Here is a 25004-nt window from a genome sequence, read left to right as displayed (position 1 = left end):
TTGCATTGTGGAGAAGGAAAAACTAGGGAACCAACGCCCTAGCAAAAAGATCGACGCTCTGTTCGATAAACACGTCGAGCGTAACGTCCGAATTCGAATTCGCCAACAAGTTGCTGCTGAACGCGCCCAAATTCATCCACATAAAGGACATAGCCGTAACTTCCGGATCGATCCGGGCGATTTTCCCTTGTTCGAGTAGTGTCGAGAAATAATTCGTCAGCAGCTTCTTCAGTTGAACCGGATGCTGCGAAGCGTGCTTGCGCACTTCCTCGGGCAGCCGATTGCCGCCCTTTTGAGCGATCTCGAGCAGCTTCCGGTTCTGGTTCATGATCGCATGGTACGTCCGTCCGACCAACAATAAGTCCGTTCGCACGTCCCACGTCATTCGCTCGTTGAACAGCTTTGTCATTTCGCCGGCGTAGTGATGCCGTTCGAACGCGGCGATGAGCAGCGCCTGCTTGCTGCCGAAATGCCGGAACAGCGTCACCTCGTTGACTCCGGCCGCCGAAGCGATCTCCTTCGTCGTCGTGCCATCATACCCTTGCTCCGCGATCAGGTCGATCGCCGCCAATATCAACCTGTCGCCGGTGCTCACTTGCTGCATGAATCATTCCTTCCTTTCTGTAATGCAAGTACTTACTTACATCCAATTATTCTCAAATTAAAGCACGCTGTCAAGCCCGAATTGAATCCTTCTTCACGGCAACTGCTTCATTATTATTAAGCTAGAGGGCGGATTACGCCAATGGATCACTTACTGACAAATAAATGATTTTTTTAGTAAAATGTTACTTATAGTCACGCGAAGACGTTGGATGACAAGCATGAAGAAGAGATCTGTAGGAGGAGCAAATGAGTAAAGCAAAGAGCTTATTGTACGGTATCATCGGGTGCCTCGGGTTGATATTTCTAAGCCAACCTCAAGTAGAGCGTTTTATATTGTTTGGAGGACGAGTAGGGGCCGTAGTCGAAGAAGTCATTAACATCATATCAACCATTGGGTATTACGGAATTCTTTGTTTTAGTTCTATCCTTGTTAAGGATGCCCTACTGAGTCTTAGGAGTAAATGAACTGAACTAATGAGGAACGATAGTGTAATCCAAGAGAGGAATGAATTGACTGAAAGACGTAGAGGAAGTATTACAGCTGATCGCAAGCTTACCTAGCTGCAGAGTTAACCCGCCATCAGGTATTCCAAGAACGGATGGGTACCAGCTTCCTCCAGATATTACACGGTTTTATGAGCTTTGTGGAGGCGTACAGCTATTTGAAAACAAAGAGTATTGCTGCCAAGTTGTCCCGCCTCACGAGTTCGTCTTGTCTAACCCAATCATCGTGGGAGAACTGGTAGAAGAGGACATATCCTCTAATTGGTTTATAGTTGTTCATGACGGAAATGGTGACTACATTTCACTGGACTTGAATCCAAAGCGAATCGGGAAATGTTACGATAGTTTTTGGGATCGACATGGAGTTGTGGGGGAATGCCCTGTAGTAGCAAGATCGTTTACTGAGTTGCTGAATCAATTGGTTCAAAATAACGGTGGACGATGGTATTGGCTTGAAGAAGATTTTGAATCACTAGGAGATGCTTATGATATAAAAGATGATTGATCATTAACTTAACTGGGAACGATAGCAAAACCAAAACAGGGAGCAGAACGCCGCGGCGCTGCTCCCTGTTCCATTGAAGTAACGGGCAGGATAGCGTGGCGGTTCGAACCCCGATTGGTTTATAATGGGATTTAATTGCTGTTAAAAAGGTGCTTGTATGCCTGGAAATTCTCTTATCCAAACATATCTCTAATGTAGTCTGTTGTATTTAATTTTCGCTGAAAATGCACGTGTCTCCCGTCAGCGTTATTAGAAGAACACTGAAGAACATGAATACCTACAATGTTTTTGGAGTTGAAAGTTATGTCTGAAATTAATGTTGCTTATACAAAAGAATATCAGGAGCATAAGAAAAAGTACGATTATATTTTTAATGAAAAGTATATGTCCAGAGATACCAATGAAAGACTGCTGCCGGATGGGAAGCATATACTTAAGACTTATTATTACTCTGACGAAAGCCATCAAATATCACAATACAATGCAAGAGCTTCAAAAACTGACGTGTTGGACCTAAATGGAAATATAGTAACAGAGTTAAAGAATATAGACTACCATGTTGATTTCTTTTCAATGGTTGAACATTCCAATGGTAAGAATTATTTGTTGTTTTCGACTGAACTATATGGCTATAGTGTTTTAGATTTGTCTGATTTTAGTACTTATCATTTCATCCCAGCCGAGAGTTTTAATGAACATAAAGAAACTTTCATTTGGACGAATGTTTTATACTGTGCTCAAAATAATATTCTGGCAGTTGATGGATGCTATTGGGCTTGCCCATCAAGTACATATTTTTTCGACTTTTCCCAACCGACAAAAATACCACTTAAAGAATTATATAATTCCTATGATATGAACGGCGAAGTGAATATAGATACCGATGTAATACCTTTACGCTGGAATAATGATGGAACGATAGTTTTAAAATGTTGTATAGATGAAGAAGGCGAGAGAGAAGTTGAAAAAACAATCGATGTTTTATTACGTAAAAAATAAGCATTTCATGTTTATTTTTACGCATCGGACCGGTCGGCAAAATTCATTACACTAAACGAAGAACGATAGCTCAATCTCGACACAGCGGCGGCCGATACTCGATCGGTCGCCGTTTGTCGTTGAACTAAAGGCAGATTACATTAATGATGTTTTTCCGCACGACACTGCCGATCACTAGAATGGTCATGATTCTCCCCCTTCCTTCGAACACTTAATTCTTTTAGATGAAGGAAGTTGGACAAGTATGGCACCCCAATTATTGCGAACGTCGCTATATTGGCGACAAGCAGCGCGAACAACAAAACTAATATAAAAGCGTCTAGGATCTGGACGCTCGATACTTTAGTTATTTTAATAAATGGGCATCAAAAAGACCTACTGTAAAATTGGTTTGATGAGACTAGGTTCTATTAGAGTGAAAAATAAAGTATTAGACCGTCTGTTTTTGGAAATTATTAGCCGAGACATTGGGTCGCATGTTGCTTTATAATCCAACTGAATGCGTCGAAGGAACTAAAAGCGAATGAGTTTTGCATCAACCCGATGAACCAACGTGGAGGGGAATTCATGTCAGTCAGGAGTATTCGCAAGTTTTACAACGGTAGTCTGCCGCGCAAGATCAGGTTGTTGTTGCTGTTGTTCATGATCATTGTATTATCTGCCTTCATTGGATTCTCGATCTACCACAGTAATAACGTCCTTCGCGAGGGCGGCGAGGAACGTGCCATGACACTCATACAGACGCTAGACGCTAGTGTCAACAAGGATACGAGTGTGGATCAGCTCCAAGGCATCATCAACGAGCTGGTGAAGCAGGATGAGGAAATCATCGACCTGACGGTCTATTCGATCGGAGACGGGGCATCCGGAATTGCTGCGATGGATCCAGGGAAAGTCGGCAAAAAGCTGGACCCTGAGGATATGGAAGCGGCTAACGCGGATAAAATCGTAACGATTTTTGAGGGCGATGTTATTGATGTGACAGCCCCCATGCATGATGTAGACGGCAGTGTAATCGAAGTTATCGGCGTCCACTATGATGTCGGGGATGAGGTTGCGAGCAACCAGCTGTTTATTTATGCGATTGCGCTCAGCGGCTTAGCCGCTCTAGCCATCAGTCAATATGTGTTTTATCTCATTTTCCGCTCCATGATTTCCAAGCCGATCTTGGCTGTCTCTTCAGCAGCGAACGAAATATCAAACGGTAATCTCACATGGAGAAATGGAGATAAGACGCGTCATGACGAAATCGGCGTATTGCTGCAGTCGTTCGAGCATATGGCGGGAACGCTGCTGGATGTGATGAGTGGTGTAAACCGTACCTCAAGCCAAATCCAGCAGGCGATGAAGCAATTGGCCTTCAATGCGTCTCAGACCTCTGCCTCGGCGAAAGACATGTCCGAGATGATGAAAGACATAGCCGTCGGCAGTGAAGTTCAGCTTCGGACATCCGAGGAGAACAAACGGGCGATGGCCGGGATGGTTCAAGGCGTTAGCCGTGTGGCTGCTGCTTCCCAGGAAGTCGCACAATCGTCAGATGATGCACGCAGCGAGGCGCAGAACGGAAGTCATTCGGTTGCCGATTCGGTATTCCAGATGAATACAATCGATCGCTCTGTGCAGGAGCTTGCTGTTCTGATCGACAGCCAGCTTCAGAAGTCGCATGAGATTAAGGAAGCATTGTCGGTCATTACGGAGATTGCCTCACAGACAAGCCTTCTGTCGCTGAACGCAGCGATTGAAGCGGCGCGGGCAGGCGAAGAGGGCAAGGGCTTCGCGGTTGTAGCGAGCGAGGTGAAGAAACTGGCTGAACAATCCTCGCAGTCCGCTAAGGATATTACAGCACTGATTACGACAATTCAGACCGAATCAGAGCAATCGGCAGCTTATATGAATAAAGTGCGCCTCGAAGTGCAGCAAGGCCTTCAATCGGTCCAAATTGCAGGCCAGTCCTTCGAAACCATTATGCAGAAGGTCATGCTTGTATCGAATGAAATTCATGGCGTATCGGCTGCTTCCCAAGAGATATCGTCGGGAACCGAGCAAATGGCAAGCGCCATCGATGAAGTGACGCAGATTGCGAAGCAGTCTAATGAGAAGACGAACGAAGGACGTCTTAGCATCGAGGGACAATTAGATAATATGTCTCAGGTTCATCGGCTTGCGGAGAGCTTGAACCAATACATGAAGGAATTAGAGGAGAAGCTTGTTTATTTTAAGCTTAGCTGATCTTTGAACACCTAACACGGAAATGGGCGCAGCGATGAAGCTGCGTCTTTTTTATAGCGTAACCGTCGAAGCCTTCGTCGGGACAATATGGGAGAAAGCTTGCACTTGGCTACACCGGGGCCAAAGCGCAACTATCATTCATTGTGCTTATCGGTATGTATGTGCTGATATTTTGTCTTGGACGTTACTCCGTTCCGATGATTGCCATCGTACTGGTATGGGGAGCCGTCTTTACCGGCGGTCTCATTATAAGCCAAACATGGTTAACCTCGGAGGCCCGTGAAGCACCTGAGTTTGCTACCAGCTTATTTGTCTCCTTCGGAAATCTGGGTATCACACTCGGCACTGCCCTAGGCGGATGGTTTCTATCCCATATGGGAACACATAACATTACGTGGAGCGGAATATTGTTTCTGCTGATTGCATTGTTATGTATTGGATTGAAAGTTAAGTTGTTTGATCTGAAAGAGGACAAGAATTTAAGCGTTAAGAAATCTCCAAATGTTCAATGATACGTTAAACGAAGAGCGGTTTACATATGAAGCCGCAGGTATCGGGGATCCATATACAGCTCAGATAGTGTACATGCATCGGCTCAAACAACAAAACATTACAGTGAATTAATCAAGGGTATCGAACGCGTTGATTTATTTTGCGCAGATAATAAAGTGATGTTCTACGAAAAATGGGGGTTTCAAAAAGTTCCAGTAACCACCAATTACATGAGTTTAATAAAGTGAGTTCAAAGGATTAAACTGAATTACACAGGCGACCCTTTAACATGCAACGGATCATCTTCAGGGTTTTATAGCTTACAAGGCGGCCAACAAGCGGGTCAAAAGAAAATCACAATTGGGACGGATGATTTGGTCGAGTTAGTACAAGTCCTCAACCAATCTCCTGCGCCGTCTCTTCTCGAAGCCTTTTGATATCACTGATCGGCGGGAGACCGAACAACCTTGCGTATTCGCGGCTGAACTGCGAGGGGCTCTCGTAGCCGACACGGTAAGCGGCATCGGCGGCATCGAGGGATTCGGCCAACAGCAGACGGCGCGCCTCTTGAAGGCGAATCCGCTTCAGGTACTGCAGCGGGCTCAGTGCAGTCACTTCCTTGAAGTGACGGTGCAGCGACGAGGGACCCATATGGGCCATTCTCGCGAGCTCGTCGATATGAAGCGGCTGGGCATAATCCAGCTTGATCCGGGCGATGACTCCGGCGATCCGGCTAATGCCGCTACCGGCGAGGCCAAACTGCTTGAAGGCTGCACCTTGGCATCCCCTCACAATCCGGTAATAGATTTCACGGACGATCAGCGGCGCTAGATGAGGAATGTCGCGAGGCGTATCCAGCAGCCGGACGAGCCGAACCGCCGCATCCAGAAGCTCGGGACTCGTCTGGTCGACGAATGCGCCCCGCTTCGCCTCCCTGCCGTCTTCCGCCTCCGGCTCCGCGTCTTTCATCACTTCCAGCACCAGAGCGGGATCCAGACCAAGCCGCATGCACAAATAAGGCGCTTCGGGAGAAGCCTGAATAAGCCGTGAGGTGACCGGCAGATCGACCGATACTACAAAATGCGAGGAGGGACCATATGTAAAGCTGTCTCCTCCCAGCATAACGACCTTCGTGCCTCTGGCGACGATGACGATTGCTGGCTCATACACCGTATTGACCGGTAGTGTGGTTTTTGAACTGCGGATCAAATGCAGCAATGGCATGGACGTTCCGAACATCCCGTCTCTGCCCGTATGACGCTCAATCAACCAGACCAGCTCGTCGAGCATGTCAACTGACTTAAGCCCACAATAGCACGATTGCCTGTCTTGATCGTCGCCTAACAGCGGCCCTGCAAGTTGCGGTTGCGGCATTTTTCCCCCTCCATCGTTTATCCCTTTGGTAAATTCATTATAACACCGAACTCCTGCACCGTCTGTTCGGTCGGAGGATTAGGCAATAACTTGATACGAATCGGTTACCTAGAAGGGCACCCATCGTTGCATAATAAAGGCGAAGGTCAAACTTACCTGAAAAGAGAGGCGAAACCGAATATGAAAAGAAGAATGTTAGGCAAGAGTGGGCTTGAAGTGTCGGCGCTCGGACTCGGCTGCATGGGAATGTCCGACTTTTACAGCGGCAGGGACGACGAGGAGTCCCTGCGCACGATCGACCGCGCATTGGAGCTAGGCATCAATTTGCTGGATACCGCGGATATGTATGGCGTCGGCAAAAATGAAGAATTGGTCGGCAAAGCGCTCAAAGGACGCCGCGACAAAGTAGTAGTGGCGACCAAGTTTGGCAACGTGCGTAGCGAGGACGGCAAGTACCTAGGTATCAACGGCCGTCCAGAATACGTCAAGGCCGCCTGCGAAGCAAGCCTGCGTCGTCTCGGCGTCGAATACATTGATCTGTACTATCAGCACAGAGTCGATCCGAACACGCCGATCGAAGAGACGATCGGCGCAATGGCAGAGTTGGTACGCGAAGGCAAGGTGCGCTACCTTGGCATGTCCGAGGCGGCTCCGGCTACCATTCGTCGTGCGGTAGCCGTGCATCCGATCGCCGCGCTGCAGACGGAGTATTCGCTGTGGAGTCGCGACGTCGAGGACGGGATCTTGGCTGTGTGTCGTGAACTTGGCGTCGGCTTCGTACCGTACAGCCCGCTTGGACGCGGATTTCTGACCGGACAGATTCGCAAATTCGAGGATCTGGCGGAGGACGATTACCGCCGATTCTCCCCTCGCTTCCAAGGAGAAAACTTCCAGCGCAATCTGGATCTCGTCGAACGGGTCTCCGAGCTGGCCGCCGAAAAGGGCTGTGAGCCGTCACAGCTAGCGCTTGCCTGGTTGCTGGAGCAGGGAGACGATATCGTGCCAATCCCTGGTACAAAGCGAATCAAATACCTGGAGGAGAATGTAGGCTCGCTTGCGGTCGAGTTGACAGAAGCAGACTTGGCGAGCATCGACAAAGCGGCACCGCGAGGAACGGCCTTTGGCTTGCGTTATCCCGAAGCTGCGATGAGTGGCCTCAACCTGTAAGGCTGGTTCTCACCATCTAATCGCATACGATAAAGGCAGCCGATCTTTGTTGAGACACTGCTGATTATTAAAACCTCTCCTTAGAAGCAAACTAGATTTAATAGCTTCTAAAGAGAGGTTTTGTTATGCAATTAAGTGAGCTGTGGAGGTTGTATGAAGCTGACAAGCGCATTCAAGGAGTAGTACGAGAACTTTAAAAGCATACGCCCTTAAGCGCAAAATGTTGGTGCAAGAGCTTGAGTAATCTTGCTATCACAGAGGAGAAAAAGCGATAGATCCAGGTGCAAATTGGAAAATGCCAAGGAGAACGATACAATGAAAAAATACATACTCTTCGACCATGAAGCTCAATACTTCCGCGACATGACCCAGTCATTGGGCACTTGGGCTCAAGCAAAGGCGGCAGGTATTGATGAACCGACCATCAGCAAGCAACGTGAGGTCCGAAACGTCTATTATCAGGAATATCTAAGAACAGAAGCCATAGAGATTGAAGGCGTAGTTGAAACTCTAGCCGAACTTTCAAAGTACGCCCGCATGGCCATCGTGACAACTGCAAAACGTGCGGATTTTCAACTTATTCATGAGAATCGCCAGATTACAAAATTCATGGAATTCGTTCTTGTTCGCGAAGACTACGAGCGAACCAAGCCGCACCCGGAACCATACTTGACCGGTCTAAAGCGTTTTGGAGCTTCCAAAGAAGAGACCCTAGTTGTAGAGGATTCAAACAGAGGGTTGAACTCAGCCGTGGCGGCCGGTATCGACTGCGCTATTGTCCATAACGACTTTACAAAAACACATGACTTCTCACAGGTCAGCTATCGTATCAAGACTTTGATTGAACTAAAGGACATTATCCTGAATGTAACCTGAGAGAACATTCGCCACCACCCTGCAGAAATTGAGCAGGATGTGCCGGATGTTTGCTGAAAATGCTTGCTATTCTATAGATGAAAGGAGGTCGTTGGATGAATATGCTCGAAAATTTGAACGGAGCATTAGACTACATCGAACAGAATCTTCACAATGAGATTGATGAACATGAGGTAGCTAAACGTGCATACTGTTCGATTTTTCATTTCAAAAGGATGTTTTCTTATTTGGCAGGTATTCCTCTTCAAGAATATATTCGTCGCAGACGTCTGACGCTAGCGGCATTTGATTTGCAGGATAGAACCCTCAAAGTGATCGACATCGCCATTAAGTACGGCTACAATTCACCTGATGCATTTACTCGCGCTTTTCACGCCTTACATGGAATTACACCAACAGAAGCGAGAATTACCCGCCGTTCACTAAAAGCATTTCCTCCAATGAACTTTCGGTTATCTATAGGAGGTAGTGAGCCAATGAAGTATAGAATTGAGCAAAAGGACGCTTTTCGAGTGATTGGGGTTAGTAATAGAGTTACACCAATAGATTCTGGTGAACATCCTGGTGTGGAAGAGGTTTGGAAAACGACTGAAAACGAAACGTATACCACACTGAAATCACGTAACAATGTAGAACCGTTCGGCATATTGCATGTAAGTTTCGGTGAAGGCGTACGTGCGAAGCGTGATTATGATTATTACATGGCAGTTGCTTCAACGGACCCCTGTCCAGAAAACCTCTCGGAGTTAATTGTGCCAGCTATGACCTGGGCAGTATTTGAAGTAAAGGTGCCTTGGGAAAAGGAGAAATGGCACCGCATTTATGGAGAATGGTTTCCTTCCTCAGGATACGAGCAAGTTGAGGGTCCAATGATACAAGTAGGCCCAGAAATCGAGGTAGGGTTAGAAAAACGGGTTTATACCGAAGAAATAGAAGTTGAGTTATGGATTCCTGTTGTTAAAGTCCACATGAAATAGTGGGATCTTATAAAAACGACCATACTTACTGGAAGGCGCGTAGAACCGTATTATAAATAACCGATAGGCTAGCGGCGAGCGTTAGTTCAACAACGTTCAGCATCCGATCAGAATGATCGGATGCTTTTCATCTGTCCACCATATATGGATCGCTCTAAGTTTACTTCGCGTTGATCTATTTCTTTAGCGAAAAGCGGATAATCTTATTCTTAGCATCTTGTTCAATAATATAGTTCAGTCCGAATGTGGGTAAGAATTCATCCACAGGTATCCAGGGCATTCCCTTGTGATAGATGGCACCTTGAATGTTACTTGGATTCGCGGAGAGAACATAATGTTTAGTTTTATCTGGACTAGTCAGTGTGATTTCAAAATAGCTAGTATCCTCGTCCATGTACTTCACTTCTGTTGTTGAAAAAGGGTAGGCCTCATTGAATTGAATACTCCCGGAAAATAAAGGGACTTCGCTTGGTGTAATCGTATACCCGTATTGATATCCGTAGTTAAGAAGATCTGCTGCTAAAGTTAATGTGATATAGTACTTTCCATTTAGCATACTGACATGAAATATGGAAGCGTCCATGAAGAACGTGTAATCTTTATTATCGATTTTTAGTACAGGTGTATGATGAATGGGGAATTCTCCTATGGACGTTGTAGGTCTAATTTCGATGCGGGATTCTTTGTTATTCCACTTCACGTCAACACCTAGTGCCTCTGCGACTGCTTTTAAAGGTGCGTAAGTATTTCCTTGATAATTTAGGAAGGGTAGAGTGCTGGAGAGCGCCTTGCCGTTTACAAGTATAGGTAATTCCAATTTAGATAGTGTGTATTCCTTCAATGGTGCTGCTATAATCTGAGCTGAAAACATCAATGCAGCGCCCGCTAAACCGCCAATTAAATACTTTCGCATGAAGAGGTGTCCACCCTTTGTTCTGTTTAGCTATCATGTTAAGTCTATAGGAAAAATAGATTGCAGCCAATACTATGAGACGTCCCCCTAAAAGCTACACTCGCAATCACACAGCTCCAAGCGTAGGAGGGGGCGGCGGGATAAGCAAGATTATCCCGCCCTCATCCTTCATATTTCTCAAGCAGTTCGAACAGCCTTCTGCGGATGGATGCTTTCCGCCGGCTCGATCAGCTCGACTTCGTCTCCCAGCGCAATGAAAAACTCGGTATAAAAGGGGATGTCGCCCCGACTGACGTCCGCATCAATCGTTCCGCTCCCGTCCTCGCGCACATGGATCAAGGGGGAGAGCCAGAGCTCGGCTTCGCAGCGCTGCGTACCGATGGGGGTCAGCTCGGCTCTCAACCTGATGGCATCCGCCGGTGACGCTGCTTCGTGCCGGGACAGGCGGATATTGCTCAGTTGAAGCGGCTCGGTCGGATCGTCCACCGCATCACGGATCCGGTCGCAGCGGAATAATCGGTAGCCCTGGCGCAGAAAGCAATAGGCCGTACAGTACCAGAAGCCGTTGTGCGCATATAGGAACACCGGCTGAATCGGACGGCTGGTCGTGCCTTCTTCCTTCGAGCCATATACAACCTTAAGCACCTTCTGCTTAACGGCGGCATCCAGCAGGACGGCCAGGAAGGGGGCATCGGACCGCCGCGTTGGCGTTATAAAATCAACCCGCTCCTTCATCTCATCGATCCGATCCCGAACGTCGCCCGGCATGTGCAAATAAAATTTGCTCAAGGCCGAGGCAGATTCCGCATCGAACGGCAGCGAGGAATAATGGCGAAGGGCATGCACGGCAAAAAACATGGCACCCGCCTCCCCCTCGGTGAAAGCAATCGGCGGCAGCACGCGTTCTCTCACCACCTGATACCCTCCGTGCGGTCCCACCTCCGAATAGAGCGGCACGCCAAGCTCGCTTAGTTCCTGCAAATCCCGCAGGATCGTCCGAGTGGAGACGCCAAATTCATCCGCCAGTTCTTGAACCTTGAACCTCCGTTTACGGTTCACCGTCATCATGAGCTCCATGAGCCGTTTGGATTTCGTCATCGCTGCTCTCCCTTTAGACTCGCCCAAGTTTCGATCTATTGTACTATTCGCCAAATGAATGAAACGAACCTGCCGACGTAATACAGGCAGCGAACCAAAGCCCGATCTGCTCCGCGGCGGAGATTGATGTCCCGAAAGTAATTTCAAAGACAAACAGGAGGACGCTCTTCGAAGTAGAGCGCCCTGCCACCAAAATGTTCTAGTTTAGTCGCTGTTCACCTTTGAACCATACGGCTTTAATGGACAACGTATCCGAGATGTTGGTTGTCGGATCGCCGTCTACCAGGATAAGGTCAGCGCGCGCGCCCTCGGCAATACGGCCGCGATCGAGAAGACCGAACCGACGGGCTGGTTTCGCGGTAGCCGACTGCAGCGCTTCTATCGGCGTGAACCCGGCCTTCACCAGCAGTTGCATTTCATGATGGACGCTGGCTCCATGAGCAAGGCCGCCAAGATTCGGAACGGGAACCGGGGCGACATCCGTTCCCACCAGAATGTCCACGCCGGCACGGTGAAGATCCATCACATTCTGAAAGCTATTCTCCATATTGCCTTGGGGGAACGTATTGAAGCTGGAGTTCAACATATCGATCCAATCCGGACTTAATTTGGCGTGAACACGCGGGTCATTCGCCAATGCCGACGCCGGATGGCCAATAATAGATGAATTCAACACCAAGCACGGTGTAACAAACGCGCCAGAATCAACGATGGATTGTACGACCTCCGGCGTGTACGCGGGTCTGTCGATAAACAAGTGGCCCAACCCATCGACGCCCAAATCGATGGCTTCTTGCGATGAACGAGCCGTCAAGACGTGGGCGATGACCAGCTTATCGAACTTGTGGGCTTCATCCACGGCAGCTTTGAGAATCTCGTCGCTTAGTACAGGCAGGCCAGGCGCGCCCATGACCGTTCCTTCTTCAATCATGATCTTCATATAGTCGGCGCCATTGTCCACCTGGGTATGCACATGTTTAATCGCTTCTTCCACCGTCGTCACTTGCGGTATTTCTTCGTGATCGTGCGCGTATGCGGCCAACATCGCTTCCCGGTCTTCCTCCGATAGCTTCGCGAGCTCCTTTAATACGAATTCCGGTATTTCATCTCCATCCGGCAGCAATTCATCGGGATGCCCCCCTGGAGCGGTAATCGCTGTGCCGGCAGAACGGACATCGGCGACGTCATTCACATTTTTCAACTGAATCTCGCGTCCTCTTTTCGTAAAATCGCCGTTCATTTCGAGTTCGGTCGTCACGCCGAATTGCAAGGCATCCCGTAATCCGCCGATAGAGGTGTGGACGTGGGCATCTATCAGACCGGGCATTAGAGTCGCATGGTCTCCATTGATTATCGTTGCATCGGCCGGAATGTCTCCGCCCACGGAAATAATGGACTCCCCTTTAATGACAACATGGCTGGGCGTAATCAGTTGATTCCCATCAAAGATTCGTACATTTGTAATCGCCGTAACTTGTTCTACCGCAGCAGGTTGAGTAACCTTCTCCATTTGAATGCCTCCCAAGTGTTTGTTTATGGACAATTCGAAGTATAATTGTTAGATAACTAACTGTCAACAAACTAATGTTTGTTTGACATGCGGCCTGGCTCTCTGTATAGTTTAATTGCTTACAGTTAGTTCTCTAACAATATGGGGAGGTACGATCATGAAGCCTCGCAAAGATACGCCTTATCTGGATTTGTTTCAGATTATTGGCCTTAAGTTAAAGAAAAAAGCGGACGAGAGCATAAAAGAATTAGGACTAAACGCGCAACAAGGAAAAATAATTAACTATATCTACGAGAACCAAGAGACGGAATTAATTCAGCGGGATCTTGCGGATCGGTTTCATCTGCGCGGGGCTAGCATTACAAGCATGCTCCAAGGTCTTGAGCAAAGAGGATTCATCGAGCGGAAAATCCCGGCCAACAATGAACGGCAAAAAAATATATATGTTTTGCCCAAGGCCGTAGCATTGATTGAAGACTTTAACGACTCCTTCCAAAAGGTGGAGGATGAAATCGTTCAAGTTCTATCCGAAGAGGAGAAGCAAACGTTAAAGGAACTGTTGATCAAAATTAATGAACGGCTATAAAGGGAACAACCTCGAATCCGTGGATCACGGCATCGAGGTTGTTTTTTGTCTGGGAGCGCCTGCCTATCCCTCGCGCGAGTCGAGAGCTTCTCTTATTGGTCAGTGGGGGAGGGTTCAATCCGGGAATAAGCGGTTGGAGAGACGCCGGCGTACTTCTTGAACACTTTGCTGAAATGATAAATATCGCCAAATCCGACCAGATCGGCGATTTCCGAGGCCGTCAAACTGGTGGTGAGAAGCAGCTCGCGAGCATGATCGATGCGCACCTTGTTGACGTAATGGGCAATCGAATAGCCGGTCAGCTTATTGAACGTGCGGTTCAGGTAATCGAAGTTGATGTCGAACTCGCGTTCTATGCGTTCGCTTGTCATCTTTTCGGCATACTGCTGATGGATACAATCCAGCAGCGCATACGCCTTGGCGATGGCTTTCGTCGTTCGTTTGCGGTTGTTCTGCAGGATGGCCATCATATGTTCGCGCGAGAGATAGATGAATAGCTCCGACAGCTTTAGCGCGGTCAGGCTGCGGTTATAGTTTTTTCTTCGATGGAGCATATGCATCTCGTTCAACCCGCCCAAGATTTGCGACAAGGCAGATGGATTCGCAAGGGTAAACACCTTCGGAATATAGCAGCTGTTGCGCGTGTCGGCTTCTTGATCTTCCAAGAAAAAGGAGCGCGCAAAGGTCTCGGGATCCTCCACGGCATATGGGGATAGATCCGGATGCTTAAAGTGAATGTAGTAGTAGTCGCAGGCATGCATGTCGAACCCTTGGTGTTCAACGTGCGGCTCGAGCAGCAGCACATCGCCTCTCCTCAAGCTATATGGAGTTCCCCCTTCCAAAATATGGAGTTCGCCGCGTTGGATCACGTAGAGGATATATTCGTCCGTGGTGCGTTTGAAGTGGATCCACGGACTTTGGTAAGACACGAACCCCATCAAGGTGATCTGCGGAATCCAGTCCATGTTGACGGCCAGCAAGCGCAATCCTCCTCCCTTAATTTCGAAGTAAAAGTCGCGATTGTACAAATGAGTCTCGAATCGCCATTTTCATTCATGCTATCACAAACTATGCTGGTGATGAAGCTTCTACTAACCTTACGACGAGGAGGAGAACGAATATGGGCAAGTTAAAAGTCGGCCTTATCGGACTGGGCGGCATTGCGGATTTTCACAGCCAAGGGATTCTGGCCAGCGCGGACGCCGAGATTTGGTCCATCAGCGACTGCAATCCGGAGATGCTGGACCGCAGAAGCAAGGCGTGGAACATCCCGGCTTCAAGGGCCTATTTGGATTACGAGGCCATGCTGCAGGATCCGGAGCTGGATGCGGTGACGATTGGCACGCCCAATTCCAGTCATTTTGAGGTGGCTAAGGCTGCAATCGCCAGCGGCAAGCCGTTCGCGCTGGAGAAACCGGTTGCGCTGGATGCCGGCGAAGCGGCAATACTGAAGGATTTGCTTGCGCAGAATCCGGTTCCGCATCTGATCTGCTTCTCTTATCGGTATAAGAGCGCCGTGCGATATGCAAAGCACTTAATTGCAGAGGGCAAGCTCGGAGAGATCCGCCACGTGTACGGCCAATACCTGCAAGGGTGGGCGATCGACGAGGACATTCCGCTTGTATGGCGGTTCCGCAAGGAGCTGACCGGCTCCGGCGCGATCGGCGATTTGGGCAGTCATATTCTCGATCTGACGCGCTTCCTCGTCGGCGTTACGCAGCGCGTGCTGGCCGATGCGGGCACAATCGTCGCCGAACGGCCGCTGTTGGACGGCTCGGGCAACGGCGAGGTGGACGTCGACGATTACTGCCATGTCTTATCCCGGATTGAAGGCGGCGTATCCTCGACGATGTCGATTTCGCGGTTCGCTTACGGGCGCGGGAATTACCAGCAGATCGAGATTTACGGGACCCGCGGCGCGCTGATTTACAATTTGGAGGAGGAAGATACGCTGCAAGTGAAATTCGCCGAGGAGAAGGACCGGCAGTTCCGCCGGGTGGACATACCGGACACGTTCAAATCAGGGCAGATGCAGGCCTTCTTCGATCTCGTTCAAGGACGCGGAGACGGAAACGACGCGACGATAGAGGACGGGTACATGAACCAATTGGCCGTCGATGCGATCGTGCAATCGTTCACCGAGCAAAGATGGATCGCGATTCCGAAGGAGGCGGCACGGACATGAAGACGATTCGAGTCACGGTATGGAACGAATACCGGCACGAGAAGACGAACCCGCAGGTGGCGGAGATTTATCCGGAAGGCATTCATCGCGCGATCGCCGGGTATTTGAGCGCCGAAGGTCCGTTCGAGGTCGGCACGGCGACGCTTGACGAGCCGGAGCATGGACTGACCGACGAGGTGCTCGGCGCGACGGATGTGCTTATCTGGTGGGGACATATGGCGCATGGCGAGGTGCAAGATGAGATCGCGGACAAAGTGAGAGACCGCGTATTGCAAGGGATGGGGCTCATCGTGCTTCATTCCGGGCACGGCTCCAAGGTATTCGAGCTGCTGCTCGGTACTCGCACCGGGGCGTTGAAGTGGCGGGATGACGGCGAGAAGGAGCGGATCTGGGTCATCGAACACGGTCATCCGATCGCCGACGGGTTAGGAGAATATATCGACATTCCGAAGGAAGAAATGTACGGGGAACGGTTTGAGATTCCGGCTCCGGACGAATTGGTGTTCATCTCCTGGTTCGAAGGCGGCGAAGTGTTCCGCAGCGGCTGCTGCTACCGGAGAGGCAAGGGCAAGCTGTTCTACTTCCGCCCGGGGCACGAGACGTTCCCGGTCTACCATCATCCGCAGGTGATGCAGGTGATCAAGAACGCCGTCCGCTGGGCGGCGCCGGTGCAGGGAGCGGCCGTATCGTACGGCCGCGTGGCGCCAATCGAGCCTATTGCCGGTCGTTGACGGCCGGGCGTATTCGAATCTATACTTTACGTAACCGGTTACGTAACGCGTAACCCCAGGATTCGAATATCCGGCAGGATGTGACCTATGAGCGATATACCGACGATAAGAGATGTGGCCAGAAGGGCTGACGTATCCGTTGCGACCGTCTCCCGCATATTGAACGGCCTGAGCGGCTATTCCGACAAAACGAAGCAGAAGGTGCTCGCGGCGATCGAGGAGATGGGCTATCGTCCCAACGCGATCGCCCGTTCGCTCAACAACCGAAGAACGCACACGATTGGCGTCTTGTTCCCGGCGCTGAATAGCGAATTCTCATCGGCCCTTCTTCACGGCATTGAGGATTACGCGCATCGCCGCCAGTACAGCGTGCTCGTGTGCAACACGGACGTGGACGGCCGTCGCACGATGAATTATTTGAAGGTGCTGCGCGAGAAGCAGGTAGACGGCCTGATCTTCGTCAGCGAGGTGCTGACCGATGCGTATAGAACCGAGCTAGCCGCCATGAACATACCGGTCGTCCTGGTGGCGTCCTCGGACGACGACCCGCGGTATCCGCATGTGAAAGTGGACGATCGGCAGGCCGCCTACGACGCTACCAGCTACTTAATTGGCAAAGGACACCGGCGCATCGCGATGATCAGCGGCACAGCTGACGATCCGATTGCTAGCCGCCCGAGAATCGAGGGCTACGAGCAGGCGCTACTCGACCATGGGGTTGCCGCACTACCTGAATGGATCGCCTACGGCGACTTCTTCTACGAAAGCGGGACGCTTGCCATGGAAGCGCTGTTGAAGCGGGGCCTCGATCTGACGGCGGTATTCGCCGCCAGCGACGAAATGGCGGCAGGGGCGATGCATGCCGCGGCCCGGGCGGGACTGCGCGTACCGGAGGATCTGTCGATCATCGGCTACGACGACATCCGGCTTGCGATGATGGTGCACCCGCCGCTCACGACCGTCCATCAGCCGCTCAGGGAGATGGGGCAAGAGGCGGCCGCCAAATTGCTGCTGATGGCCGAATCGGCCCAAACGGCGCGAAGCCTCATCGTGCCCCACCGGATCATGGAACGGCAGACAGTGAGGGATATTAACGAGATCAACTCGACATGAGAGATTAGGAGATTACGATGGCGAACAAGTGGTGGAAAGAGAGCGTTGTGTATCAAATTTATCCGCGCAGCTTCATGGACAGCAATGGAGACGGCATCGGCGACATTCCGGGCATCATCGCGAGGCTCGACTATCTCAAATTGCTGGGCGTCGACGTCATCTGGCTGTGCCCGGTCTATGAGTCGCCGAACGACGACAACGGCTACGATATTAGCAACTATCAATCGATTATGAAGGAATTCGGCACGATCGGAGACTGGGAGCGGCTGCTAGCGGAGATCCATAGCCGCGGCATGAAGCTCATCATGGATCTGGTCGTCAACCATAGCTCCGACGAGCATGCCTGGTTCGCGGAATCCCGCAAGTCCAAGGACAATCCTTACCGGGACTATTACATCTGGCGCCCTGGCAAGAGCGGGCGCGAACCGAACGACTGGGGCTCTTTCTTCAGCGGTTCGGCTTGGCAGTACGACGAGGGGACGGACGAGTACTTCCTCCATTTGTTCTCCAAGAAGCAGCCGGACCTGAACTGGGACAATCCGAAGCTGCGCCGGGAAGTCTACGAGATGATGACCTGGTGGCTGGACAAAGGGATCGACGGCTTCCGGATGGACGTCATCAACTTGATCTCCAAAGCGCCGCAGATGCCATCGGTCGGCGACGGGAAGGGCTATCACTTTGGAGGCGAGCACTTCATGAACGGCCCTCGCGTACACGAATACCTCCAGGAGATGAACCGGGAGGTGCTGTCCAAGTACGACGTCATGACGGTCGGCGAGACGATCGGCGTGACGCCGGAGGAGGCCGCGCTCTACGTCGGCGAGGATCGGCACGAGCTGAACATGGTGTTCCACTTCGAGCTGATGGACGTGGATTCGGGCCCGCGCGGCAAGTGGGACGTGAAGCCTTGGGAACTGCGGGACATCAAGCGGATCATAGCCAAGTGGCAGACCGGTCTGGAAGGCAAGGGATGGAACAGCCTGTATTTGAACAACCACGATCAGCCCCGCATGCTGTCGCGGTTCGGCGATGATACGATCTACCATAAGGAATCGGCGAAGATGCTCGCCACGCTGCTGCATACGCTTCAAGGCACGCCTTATATTTATCAGGGCGAGGAGCTTGGCATGACCAACGTGAAGTTCGCTTCCATTGACGATTATCGCGATATCGAGACGTTGAATATGTACAACGAATATGTGGCGGCCGGTCAGGATGTCGACGCCGTCATGAATGCCATCTACGTCAAAGGAAGAGACAACGGACGGACGCCGATGCAGTGGGACGGCACCGCGCATGCCGGGTTCACGACGGGGACGCCGTGGATTGCCGTCAATCCGAATTACGCGCACATTAACGCCGAGCAGGCGGTGAGCGATCCGGACTCGATCTTCCACTACTACAGACAGCTGATCGCGATTCGGCGCGCCCATAACGTAACCGGTTACGCTTCTTTCCGGCTATTAATGGAAGAAGACGAGCGCATCTTCGCTTATGTCCGTACGCGGGGCGAGGAGCAGCTGCTCGTGGTGCTGAACTTCTTCGGGGAGCCGGCCTTGTTCCAGCTGCAGGAGGACATTGCGTTCGGCCGCCACGAGCTGCTTATCTGCAACTATGAGGTAAGCGGGAACCCGGACATCCGGACGATCGCGCTGCGTCCTTATGAGGCGCGCGTCTATAAACTACAGCGTTAACGATCACCGTGCGTGACGGGTCTACTCGATAGGCCCGTTTGCGCATTTTTCCACATTTGCCGCAGGAGGCTCTAACGCGATGACCACGAAGAAACCCAAGAGGCTGAGCTCCCGTTTCATCCTGCTCTTCTCGGCGCTTACGCTGCCGCTCCTGCTCATTCTATTCGCGGCCGGCAATTACGCCCAGCGCGTCGTGCTTACGCAGGTGGCCAATTCGTATCAGAACCTGGTCAATTCGAATCTTCATATGCTCGACCGCAGCTTGGACGACATTACGACCAATATGGTCTATATCGTCGATCATGACGAGAACTTTCAGAAATTCGGAAGAAGCGGGCTATCCGAATCCGAGTACTATTTTGCCCAAATGGAGCTGCTTCAGCGAAACACCGCGTACCGTTCCTACTACCATACGGTAGACATGTTCTATATCTACTCGGCGGCCAACGATCAACTCGCGACGACGAACGTCATTCCGGGCTCGGATCATGATGAGGTCAAACAGTGGATCACCGATTCCTTGCGGCATTCGGACGCGCGTCAGCCGCTCATGTATCAATGGTCCGTCGTCCGGATCGGGAAGCAGTATTTCCTGCACCGGGTCGTGAGCGACGACATGAGCAACAACGCCTTCATCGGGGCGTTAATTAACGTCAATACGTTGAAAACCGCGCTGGGCAATCTCGATCTGCGGGAAGGCGGCGACGTCTTATTCGCAGGCGAGGACGGGACGGTATTATCCGACTTATCCCCGGCTTTAGATAACGGCTTCCGGCTGCCTGCCGGCAAGCTGGCGATGAATGCTTCCTTCTCCTACTCGTTCGGCGGGCAAGACCTCTTCATCGTCACCAGCCGTTCTCCCGTCAGCGGCATCAACATGGCCGTCGTGCTTCCGTATGCCGAGCTGCTTCGGGGCCTGCAATCCTTCCAGACGTTCATCAAGCTGCTGCCGTTGTTCGTGCTCGTTATTCTGCTCGTCTACCTGTATGTTCTGCGCCGCATTATTTACCGACCGATTCTGCAGCTGCTCGGGGCGATCCGCAGAACGAAGGACGGGGACATGGAGATGAAGCTGCCGGGCTCCTCCATTACCGAATTCGATATCATCCATCATACGTTCAACAACATGGTGGACGAGATCAAGGATTTGAAGATCGGGGTGTACGAGGAACGGCTGAACGCGCAGAAGGCGGAGATGAAGCATCTGCAAATGCAAATCAATCCGCACTTCTTCCTGAACACGATGAACATTATCTTTCAGCTGGCGGATATGAAGCGCTACGAATTAGTGAAGAAGACGGTCCGCCATATGGTGCAGTATTTCCGGTTCATGCTGCAGGCGAGCCGGGATACGATTACCGTGGGCCAGGAGCTGTCGCATATCCGCAACTACTTGGAAATTCAGAAGATGCGCTATCAGGAGACGTTCGAATTTACGATCGACGTTGCGGAGGAGCTGCTGGAGGCGCAGGTGCCGTCTCTCATCGTCCAGCCGTTCGTGGAGAACGCCATGATTCACGGGATGAGCGTCAGAGGCGAGCCGTTCGTGCTGTCCATCCGGGTAGGACCGGACGACGGTAATGATACGCGGATGTGCGTGGAAGTGAAGGACAGCGGCAAGGGGGCTGCGCCTGAGCTGCTCGAGGCGTTGTCCTCCGACGGCCAAGCGCCGAAATCGGATTCGGAAGGTTCGGAGGGCAGCCATATCGGCATCTGGAACGTGAAGCAGAGGCTGTCGATGCGCTACGGCGGAGCGGCCGAGCTCCGCTTCTTCCACAACCGACCCAAAGGCGTCGGCGTACGGCTGCGCCTGCCTATCGAATATGTAAAGGAGCAAAATGCGCGATGACACAGATGCTGGTCGTGGACGACGAACGTTTCGCGGTGGACGGGATATGCCAATGCGCCGATTGGGGCGCGCTTGGCATCGAGACGCTGCATACCGCCAATCATGCGGACGAGGCGAGACGGATATTGACGGAGAATCGGATCGACATCTTAATCTGCGATATCGAGATGCCGGATGAGGACGGGCTGTCGCTCGTCCGATGGGTAAAGGCGCATTCCCCGCATACGGAATCGCTGTTCCTCACCTGTCATTCGGAGTTCGCCTACGCCAAGCAGGCGATCGCGATCGGCGGTTTCGATTACCTGCTCAAGCCTGTGGACGGAGAGGAATTGGCGCAGGTCGTAACGCGCATGCTGCAGACGATCAGAGAGAAGGAAGAGAGCCTGCAGCATAACGAGCAGTACCGGAAGTACAAGGAGCTGTGGAGCAAGCAGCAGCCGTTGTTGGCCGAGCGGTTCTGGCAAGACCTGCTGTCGCGGCGCATTCTCTCGTTCGGCGATTTCCTGGAGCGGTCGCTTCAAGACGCGCAGATCGGGTTGAACGCGGCAGACAAGGTGATGCCGGTGCTGATAAGCATCGAGGAGTGGAAGAAGCCGCTCTCTGCGCGGGATCAGGAGATTATGGAATACGCGGTGAAGAAGGCGGCCGGCGAAGTGCTGCTGGCCGTCCGTCCCGGTCTTGCCGGCGATGTCGTGACCGACCGGAGCGGCGTCCTGTTCGCCATGATCTATGCCGGGGAGGAGGAGCTGGCCGCGAAGGACTGGATGCAAGCGAGCGCTGACTTCGTGGACGTCTGCCGGACTTATTTCTACTGCCAGGTTACCTGTTATGTCGGAAGGTCGGTGCAGCTTCAGGACGTACCCCGGCTTTGCGAAGCGCTGAAGACGATGGAGCGCGACAATGTGAGTCGAAGAGACGCCGTCATCCTCTATACGCCGCGTGCCACGGCCCCTTCTGCGCAGCTGCCGGTCCCGGATCACCTCGACGTGTCGTTGTGGTCGATCTATATGAGCAGCGGAGATCGAGACAAGGTCATGGCGCTCATTCACCGGAGCGTGGAGCGGGCCGAGGCCGGCAAGGTTCTCAATCAGAAGCAGCTAGAGACGTATGTTCACGATACGCTTCAGGTCGTCTACAATTTCCTTCACGTGAAGGGCATTACCGCCGATAGCGTGCCGCAATTTTCGCTGTGGACATCCGCCCAAATTCGCAGCTTGTCGCAATACAAGCATTGGGCCGAGAGCCTGATTTGGGCCGTCATGGATGCCGTCTTCGCGGACCGGGAAGCGGACGGAGTGGTCCAGCGGGCGATTCATTATATGAAGGAATGCGTGGAGGAGGATATCTCGCGGGATGACGTCGCTCATCACGTGAATCTGAATCCGGCTTATTTGTCCCGCCTCTTCAAGAAGGAGACCGGCGTGAGCCTGATCGATTATTTGATCGAGACGAAGATGAATCGCGCCAAGCAGCTGCTGGAGGCGACGCCGATGACGGTGGGCGCGGTCGCCCAGCAGGTCGGCTACAGCAATTTCTCCCATTTTACGAAAATGTTCAAAAAGCAGTTCGGCGTGAACCCGCAGGAATACCGCCAGGCCAAGTCACAAAACGACTAAGCGCAGGTGACAAAAACGGCGGAGCGGCATCCCCGACCGCCGTATACTAAGGTCATACAAAACCAAACAAGTAGGTGGAGCGTATGGCCGCAGTAGATCTGGCGGTAAGAAGCAACGCCCGGACGCATACTCGCCGGAAGAGCGCGCTTAGCAAGCTGTGGAAGTATCGGGCGCTTCTGATTCTGGCCTTGCCCGGGATCGTCATGCTGTTCATCAACAACTATCTCCCGATGTTCGGCATCTTCCTTGCGTTCAAGGATTTGAACTATACCGAGGGCATCTGGGGAAGCGAATGGGTGGGCTTGCGAAATTTCGAATTTCTGTTCGCCTCCAATGACGCCTGGAACATCATTAAGCACACGCTGCTGTACAATCTGGTCTTCCTCGTCATCAACACGGGGCTTGCCGTGCTGCTGGCGATTCTGCTGAACGAAGTGAAGAACCGCGTGTTATCGAAGTGGTTCCAGAGCACGGCGATCCTGCCTAACTTCGTCTCGATGGTCATCGTCGGCTATGTGGTGTTCGGCTTCCTGAATCCGGAGCTCGGGTTCGTGAACAAATCGATGCTCGAGCCGCTCGGCAAAGAAGCGGTCGCCTGGTATGCGTCGCCGGAGTACTGGCCCTACATTCTCACGATCGTCAACACGTGGAAAACGGTTGGCTATGCGGCCATCGTCTATCTGGCCGCGATCGTCGGCATCGACCAGGAATACTACGAGGCGGCGCTGATCGACGGGGCGGGCAAGTGGAAGCAGATGACGAAGATCACGATTCCGCTCATCACCCCGGTCATTATCATTCTGACGCTGCTGGCGATCGGCCGCATTTTCAACGCGGATTTCGGACTGTTCTATCAAGCGACGATGGCTTCCTCTATGTTGAAGGAGACGACCGAGGTTATCGACACCTATGTCTACAACGCCTTGCTGGTGACGGGCGATACGGGACTAGCCTCCTCCGCCGGCCTGCTGCAGTCCGTCGTCGGTTTCGTGCTTGTCCTGTCGGTCAACTTCATCGTCAAGAAATTCAGCAAAGAGAACGCGCTGTTCTAGGGGGGGCATGAAGCATGATGGCTAAGCAACGCACGAATCCGTTCATTCTGCTGTTCTTGAGTCTGTTCAGTCTGGCCTGCATCCTGCCGTTCTGGCTCGTGCTGACGGTGTCCATATCGAGCGAGAATGAGATCACCCGGGACGGGTACAGCTTCTGGCCCAAAACGGTCGATCTGGTCGCCTATCAATACTTGATGCAAGATTCCGGCAATATTCTAAGAGCTTACGGGGTGACGATCTTCGTCACGGTAGTCGGCGTCATCGTCAGCTTGTTCATCACGTCCGCGATGGCCTACACGCTGTCGCGAAGCGATTTCCCATATCGCAATGCACTCGGCTTCTATGTGTTCTTCACGATGTTGTTCTCGGGCGGCCTGCTTCCCTGGTACCTGGTGTATACCCGGTTCCTGCATGTGCAGGATACACTGCTGGCGCTTATCCTGCCGGGCTTGATCAGCGGCTTCAACGTGTTCATCATGCGGACCTTCTTCACGAACAGCATTCCGCCTTCGTTGATCGATTCCGCGCAGATTGACGGGGCAAGCGAGTACCGGACGTATTTCAGCATCATCCTGCCGCTCTCGCTGCCGGTCATGGCGACCATCGGGTTGTTCACGTTCGTCTCGTATTGGAACGACTGGTTCACGAGCCTGGTGTTCATTAATAACGAGAAGCTCTACTCCTTGCAGTATTTGCTCAACAAAACGTTAATGAACGCGGCATTCCTGCAGTCGATCGCGAACAAAGCCTACAGCAATACGGCTAATGTGACGCAGCCGCTGGAATCGATCCGCATGGCGATGGCCATGGTGGCGATCGGACCGCTCGTGCTCGTGTTCCCGTTCCTGCAGAAGTATTTCGTCAAAGGGTTGACCGTAGGCGCCGTGAAGGGCTAAATCCGAAGCTCGCTTCGGTTTAGTATACAGAA

At 51.7% G+C, this 25004-nt stretch carries 22 protein-coding genes; 16 read left to right on the top strand and 6 right to left on the bottom strand.

The window, feature by feature from the left end; translation table 11 throughout:
- Positions 1-22 precede the first annotated feature (22 nt).
- Positions 23-604, bottom strand: a complete 582-nt coding sequence (locus tag ACFFSY_RS01840; RefSeq protein ID WP_377489015.1) for a TetR/AcrR family transcriptional regulator — start codon at positions 602-604, stop codon at positions 23-25.
- A 516-nt stretch (positions 605-1120) separates the two neighbouring features.
- Between ACFFSY_RS01840 and ACFFSY_RS01835 the strand changes: the two genes are divergently transcribed.
- The 4 genes from ACFFSY_RS01835 to ACFFSY_RS01820 all read left to right on the top strand — a co-directional run bounded on the left by ACFFSY_RS01835 (position 1121) and on the right by ACFFSY_RS01820 (position 5355).
- Complete coding sequence (locus tag ACFFSY_RS01835; RefSeq protein ID WP_377489675.1) at positions 1121-1615, top strand: SMI1/KNR4 family protein; 495 nt, start codon at positions 1121-1123, stop codon at positions 1613-1615.
- Positions 1616-1918: 303 nt separating this feature from the next.
- A complete protein-coding gene (locus ACFFSY_RS01830) occupies positions 1919-2614 on the top strand; it encodes a hypothetical protein (protein ID WP_377489012.1) in 696 nt (231 codons plus the stop codon).
- 543 nt (positions 2615-3157) lie between these two features.
- A complete protein-coding gene (locus ACFFSY_RS01825) occupies positions 3158-4843 on the top strand; it encodes a methyl-accepting chemotaxis protein (protein ID WP_377489009.1) in 1686 nt (561 codons plus the stop codon).
- A gap of 197 nt (positions 4844-5040) precedes the next feature.
- Complete coding sequence (locus ACFFSY_RS01820) at positions 5041-5355, top strand: MFS transporter (RefSeq protein ID WP_377489006.1); 315 nt, start codon at positions 5041-5043, stop codon at positions 5353-5355.
- A gap of 376 nt (positions 5356-5731) precedes the next feature.
- Here the strand turns inward: ACFFSY_RS01820 and ACFFSY_RS01815 are convergent, their stop codons facing one another.
- Positions 5732-6625: an AraC family transcriptional regulator gene (locus tag ACFFSY_RS01815; RefSeq protein ID WP_377489672.1), complete on the bottom strand. Its 894-nt coding sequence runs from the start codon at positions 6623-6625 to the stop codon at positions 5732-5734.
- A gap of 264 nt (positions 6626-6889) precedes the next feature.
- Here ACFFSY_RS01815 and ACFFSY_RS01810 point away from each other — a divergent pair, with 264 nt between their 5' ends.
- From ACFFSY_RS01810 to ACFFSY_RS01800, 3 genes are all read left to right on the top strand, one after another.
- On the top strand, positions 6890-7876 hold the full coding sequence (locus ACFFSY_RS01810; RefSeq protein WP_377489003.1) for an aldo/keto reductase: 987 nt from the start codon (positions 6890-6892) through the stop codon (positions 7874-7876).
- Positions 7877-8191: 315 nt separating this feature from the next.
- Complete coding sequence (locus ACFFSY_RS01805; RefSeq protein ID WP_377489000.1) at positions 8192-8752, top strand: HAD family hydrolase; 561 nt, start codon at positions 8192-8194, stop codon at positions 8750-8752.
- Positions 8753-8847: 95 nt separating this feature from the next.
- Positions 8848-9729, top strand: coding sequence for an AraC family transcriptional regulator (locus ACFFSY_RS01800; protein ID WP_377488997.1), 882 nt, complete (start codon positions 8848-8850; stop codon positions 9727-9729).
- 175 nt (positions 9730-9904) lie between these two features.
- Here ACFFSY_RS01800 and ACFFSY_RS01795 read toward each other — a convergent pair whose 3' ends face one another.
- From ACFFSY_RS01795 to ACFFSY_RS01785, 3 genes are all read right to left on the bottom strand, one after another.
- Positions 9905-10642: a stalk domain-containing protein gene (locus tag ACFFSY_RS01795; protein WP_377488994.1), complete on the bottom strand. Its 738-nt coding sequence runs from the start codon at positions 10640-10642 to the stop codon at positions 9905-9907.
- A 177-nt stretch (positions 10643-10819) separates the two neighbouring features.
- On the bottom strand, positions 10820-11740 hold the full coding sequence (locus ACFFSY_RS01790) for a helix-turn-helix transcriptional regulator (protein WP_377488991.1): 921 nt from the start codon (positions 11738-11740) through the stop codon (positions 10820-10822).
- A gap of 199 nt (positions 11741-11939) precedes the next feature.
- On the bottom strand, positions 11940-13250 hold the full coding sequence (locus ACFFSY_RS01785) for an amidohydrolase family protein (protein WP_377488988.1): 1311 nt from the start codon (positions 13248-13250) through the stop codon (positions 11940-11942).
- A 157-nt stretch (positions 13251-13407) separates the two neighbouring features.
- Here ACFFSY_RS01785 and ACFFSY_RS01780 point away from each other — a divergent pair, with 157 nt between their 5' ends.
- Positions 13408-13836, top strand: coding sequence for a MarR family winged helix-turn-helix transcriptional regulator (locus tag ACFFSY_RS01780; protein ID WP_377488985.1), 429 nt, complete (start codon positions 13408-13410; stop codon positions 13834-13836).
- 92 nt (positions 13837-13928) lie between these two features.
- Here the strand turns inward: ACFFSY_RS01780 and ACFFSY_RS01775 are convergent, their stop codons facing one another.
- Positions 13929-14816, bottom strand: coding sequence for a helix-turn-helix domain-containing protein (locus tag ACFFSY_RS01775; RefSeq protein WP_377488982.1), 888 nt, complete (start codon positions 14814-14816; stop codon positions 13929-13931).
- 140 nt (positions 14817-14956) lie between these two features.
- On the opposite strand from ACFFSY_RS01775, the gene ACFFSY_RS01770 reads away from it, so the two are divergent.
- The 8 genes from ACFFSY_RS01770 to ACFFSY_RS01735 all read left to right on the top strand — a co-directional run bounded on the left by ACFFSY_RS01770 (position 14957) and on the right by ACFFSY_RS01735 (position 24972).
- Positions 14957-16021, top strand: a complete 1065-nt coding sequence (locus ACFFSY_RS01770; protein WP_377488979.1) for a Gfo/Idh/MocA family protein — start codon at positions 14957-14959, stop codon at positions 16019-16021.
- Positions 16018-16752 (top strand): ThuA domain-containing protein, encoded by a 735-nt coding sequence (locus tag ACFFSY_RS01765; RefSeq protein ID WP_377488976.1) that lies wholly within the window; start codon positions 16018-16020, stop codon positions 16750-16752. Before ACFFSY_RS01770 ends, ACFFSY_RS01765 begins: the two co-directional genes overlap by 4 nt.
- Positions 16753-16839: 87 nt before the next feature.
- Entirely contained in the window at positions 16840-17865 is a 1026-nt protein-coding gene (locus ACFFSY_RS01760) for a LacI family DNA-binding transcriptional regulator (RefSeq protein ID WP_377488973.1), read from the top strand.
- 17 nt (positions 17866-17882) lie between these two features.
- Complete coding sequence (locus ACFFSY_RS01755) at positions 17883-19559, top strand: glycoside hydrolase family 13 protein (protein ID WP_377488970.1); 1677 nt, start codon at positions 17883-17885, stop codon at positions 19557-19559.
- Between the two features lie 79 nt (positions 19560-19638).
- Positions 19639-21408 (top strand): sensor histidine kinase, encoded by a 1770-nt coding sequence (locus tag ACFFSY_RS01750; RefSeq protein ID WP_377488967.1) that lies wholly within the window; start codon positions 19639-19641, stop codon positions 21406-21408.
- Positions 21405-23024, top strand: a complete 1620-nt coding sequence (locus ACFFSY_RS01745; RefSeq protein ID WP_377488964.1) for a response regulator transcription factor — start codon at positions 21405-21407, stop codon at positions 23022-23024. The genes ACFFSY_RS01750 and ACFFSY_RS01745 overlap by 4 nt, the downstream gene beginning before the upstream one ends.
- 83 nt (positions 23025-23107) lie before the next feature.
- Entirely contained in the window at positions 23108-24076 is a 969-nt protein-coding gene (locus tag ACFFSY_RS01740; RefSeq protein ID WP_377488961.1) for an ABC transporter permease, read from the top strand.
- 14 nt (positions 24077-24090) lie between these two features.
- Complete coding sequence (locus ACFFSY_RS01735) at positions 24091-24972, top strand: carbohydrate ABC transporter permease (RefSeq protein WP_377488958.1); 882 nt, start codon at positions 24091-24093, stop codon at positions 24970-24972.
- Positions 24973-25004: the final 32 nt, after the last annotated feature.

This window comes from Paenibacillus aurantiacus (assembly GCF_042431225.1).
Taxonomy (GTDB): Bacteria; Bacillota; Bacilli; order Paenibacillales; family Paenibacillaceae; genus Paenibacillus_Z; species Paenibacillus_Z aurantiacus.
This window is presented reverse-complemented; position numbering and strand designations above follow the sequence as displayed.

What these genes read in the sequence shown, in the direction of transcription:
- ACFFSY_RS01840 (WP_377489015.1), bottom strand. Translation starts at nt 604, where the DNA reads ATGCAGCAAGTGAGCACCGGCGACAGGTTGATATTGGCGGCGATCGAC.
- ACFFSY_RS01830 (WP_377489012.1), top strand. Translation starts at nt 1,919, where the DNA reads ATGTCTGAAATTAATGTTGCTTATACAAAAGAATATCAGGAGCATAAG.
- ACFFSY_RS01825 (WP_377489009.1), top strand. Translation starts at nt 3,158, where the DNA reads ATGAACCAACGTGGAGGGGAATTCATGTCAGTCAGGAGTATTCGCAAG.
- ACFFSY_RS01820 (WP_377489006.1), top strand. Translation starts at nt 5,041, where the DNA reads ATGATTGCCATCGTACTGGTATGGGGAGCCGTCTTTACCGGCGGTCTC.
- ACFFSY_RS01815 (WP_377489672.1), bottom strand. Translation starts at nt 6,625, where the DNA reads ATGCTCGACGAGCTGGTCTGGTTGATTGAGCGTCATACGGGCAGAGAC.
- ACFFSY_RS01810 (WP_377489003.1), top strand. Translation starts at nt 6,890, where the DNA reads ATGAAAAGAAGAATGTTAGGCAAGAGTGGGCTTGAAGTGTCGGCGCTC.
- ACFFSY_RS01805 (WP_377489000.1), top strand. Translation starts at nt 8,192, where the DNA reads ATGAAAAAATACATACTCTTCGACCATGAAGCTCAATACTTCCGCGAC.
- ACFFSY_RS01800 (WP_377488997.1), top strand. Translation starts at nt 8,848, where the DNA reads ATGAATATGCTCGAAAATTTGAACGGAGCATTAGACTACATCGAACAG.
- ACFFSY_RS01795 (WP_377488994.1), bottom strand. Translation starts at nt 10,642, where the DNA reads ATGCGAAAGTATTTAATTGGCGGTTTAGCGGGCGCTGCATTGATGTTT.
- ACFFSY_RS01790 (WP_377488991.1), bottom strand. Translation starts at nt 11,740, where the DNA reads ATGACGAAATCCAAACGGCTCATGGAGCTCATGATGACGGTGAACCGT.
- ACFFSY_RS01785 (WP_377488988.1), bottom strand. Translation starts at nt 13,250, where the DNA reads ATGGAGAAGGTTACTCAACCTGCTGCGGTAGAACAAGTTACGGCGATT.
- ACFFSY_RS01780 (WP_377488985.1), top strand. Translation starts at nt 13,408, where the DNA reads ATGAAGCCTCGCAAAGATACGCCTTATCTGGATTTGTTTCAGATTATT.
- ACFFSY_RS01770 (WP_377488979.1), top strand. Translation starts at nt 14,957, where the DNA reads ATGGGCAAGTTAAAAGTCGGCCTTATCGGACTGGGCGGCATTGCGGAT.
- ACFFSY_RS01765 (WP_377488976.1), top strand. Translation starts at nt 16,018, where the DNA reads ATGAAGACGATTCGAGTCACGGTATGGAACGAATACCGGCACGAGAAG.
- ACFFSY_RS01760 (WP_377488973.1), top strand. Translation starts at nt 16,840, where the DNA reads ATGAGCGATATACCGACGATAAGAGATGTGGCCAGAAGGGCTGACGTA.
- ACFFSY_RS01755 (WP_377488970.1), top strand. Translation starts at nt 17,883, where the DNA reads ATGGCGAACAAGTGGTGGAAAGAGAGCGTTGTGTATCAAATTTATCCG.
- ACFFSY_RS01750 (WP_377488967.1), top strand. Translation starts at nt 19,639, where the DNA reads ATGACCACGAAGAAACCCAAGAGGCTGAGCTCCCGTTTCATCCTGCTC.
- ACFFSY_RS01745 (WP_377488964.1), top strand. Translation starts at nt 21,405, where the DNA reads ATGACACAGATGCTGGTCGTGGACGACGAACGTTTCGCGGTGGACGGG.
- ACFFSY_RS01740 (WP_377488961.1), top strand. Translation starts at nt 23,108, where the DNA reads ATGGCCGCAGTAGATCTGGCGGTAAGAAGCAACGCCCGGACGCATACT.
- ACFFSY_RS01735 (WP_377488958.1), top strand. Translation starts at nt 24,091, where the DNA reads ATGATGGCTAAGCAACGCACGAATCCGTTCATTCTGCTGTTCTTGAGT.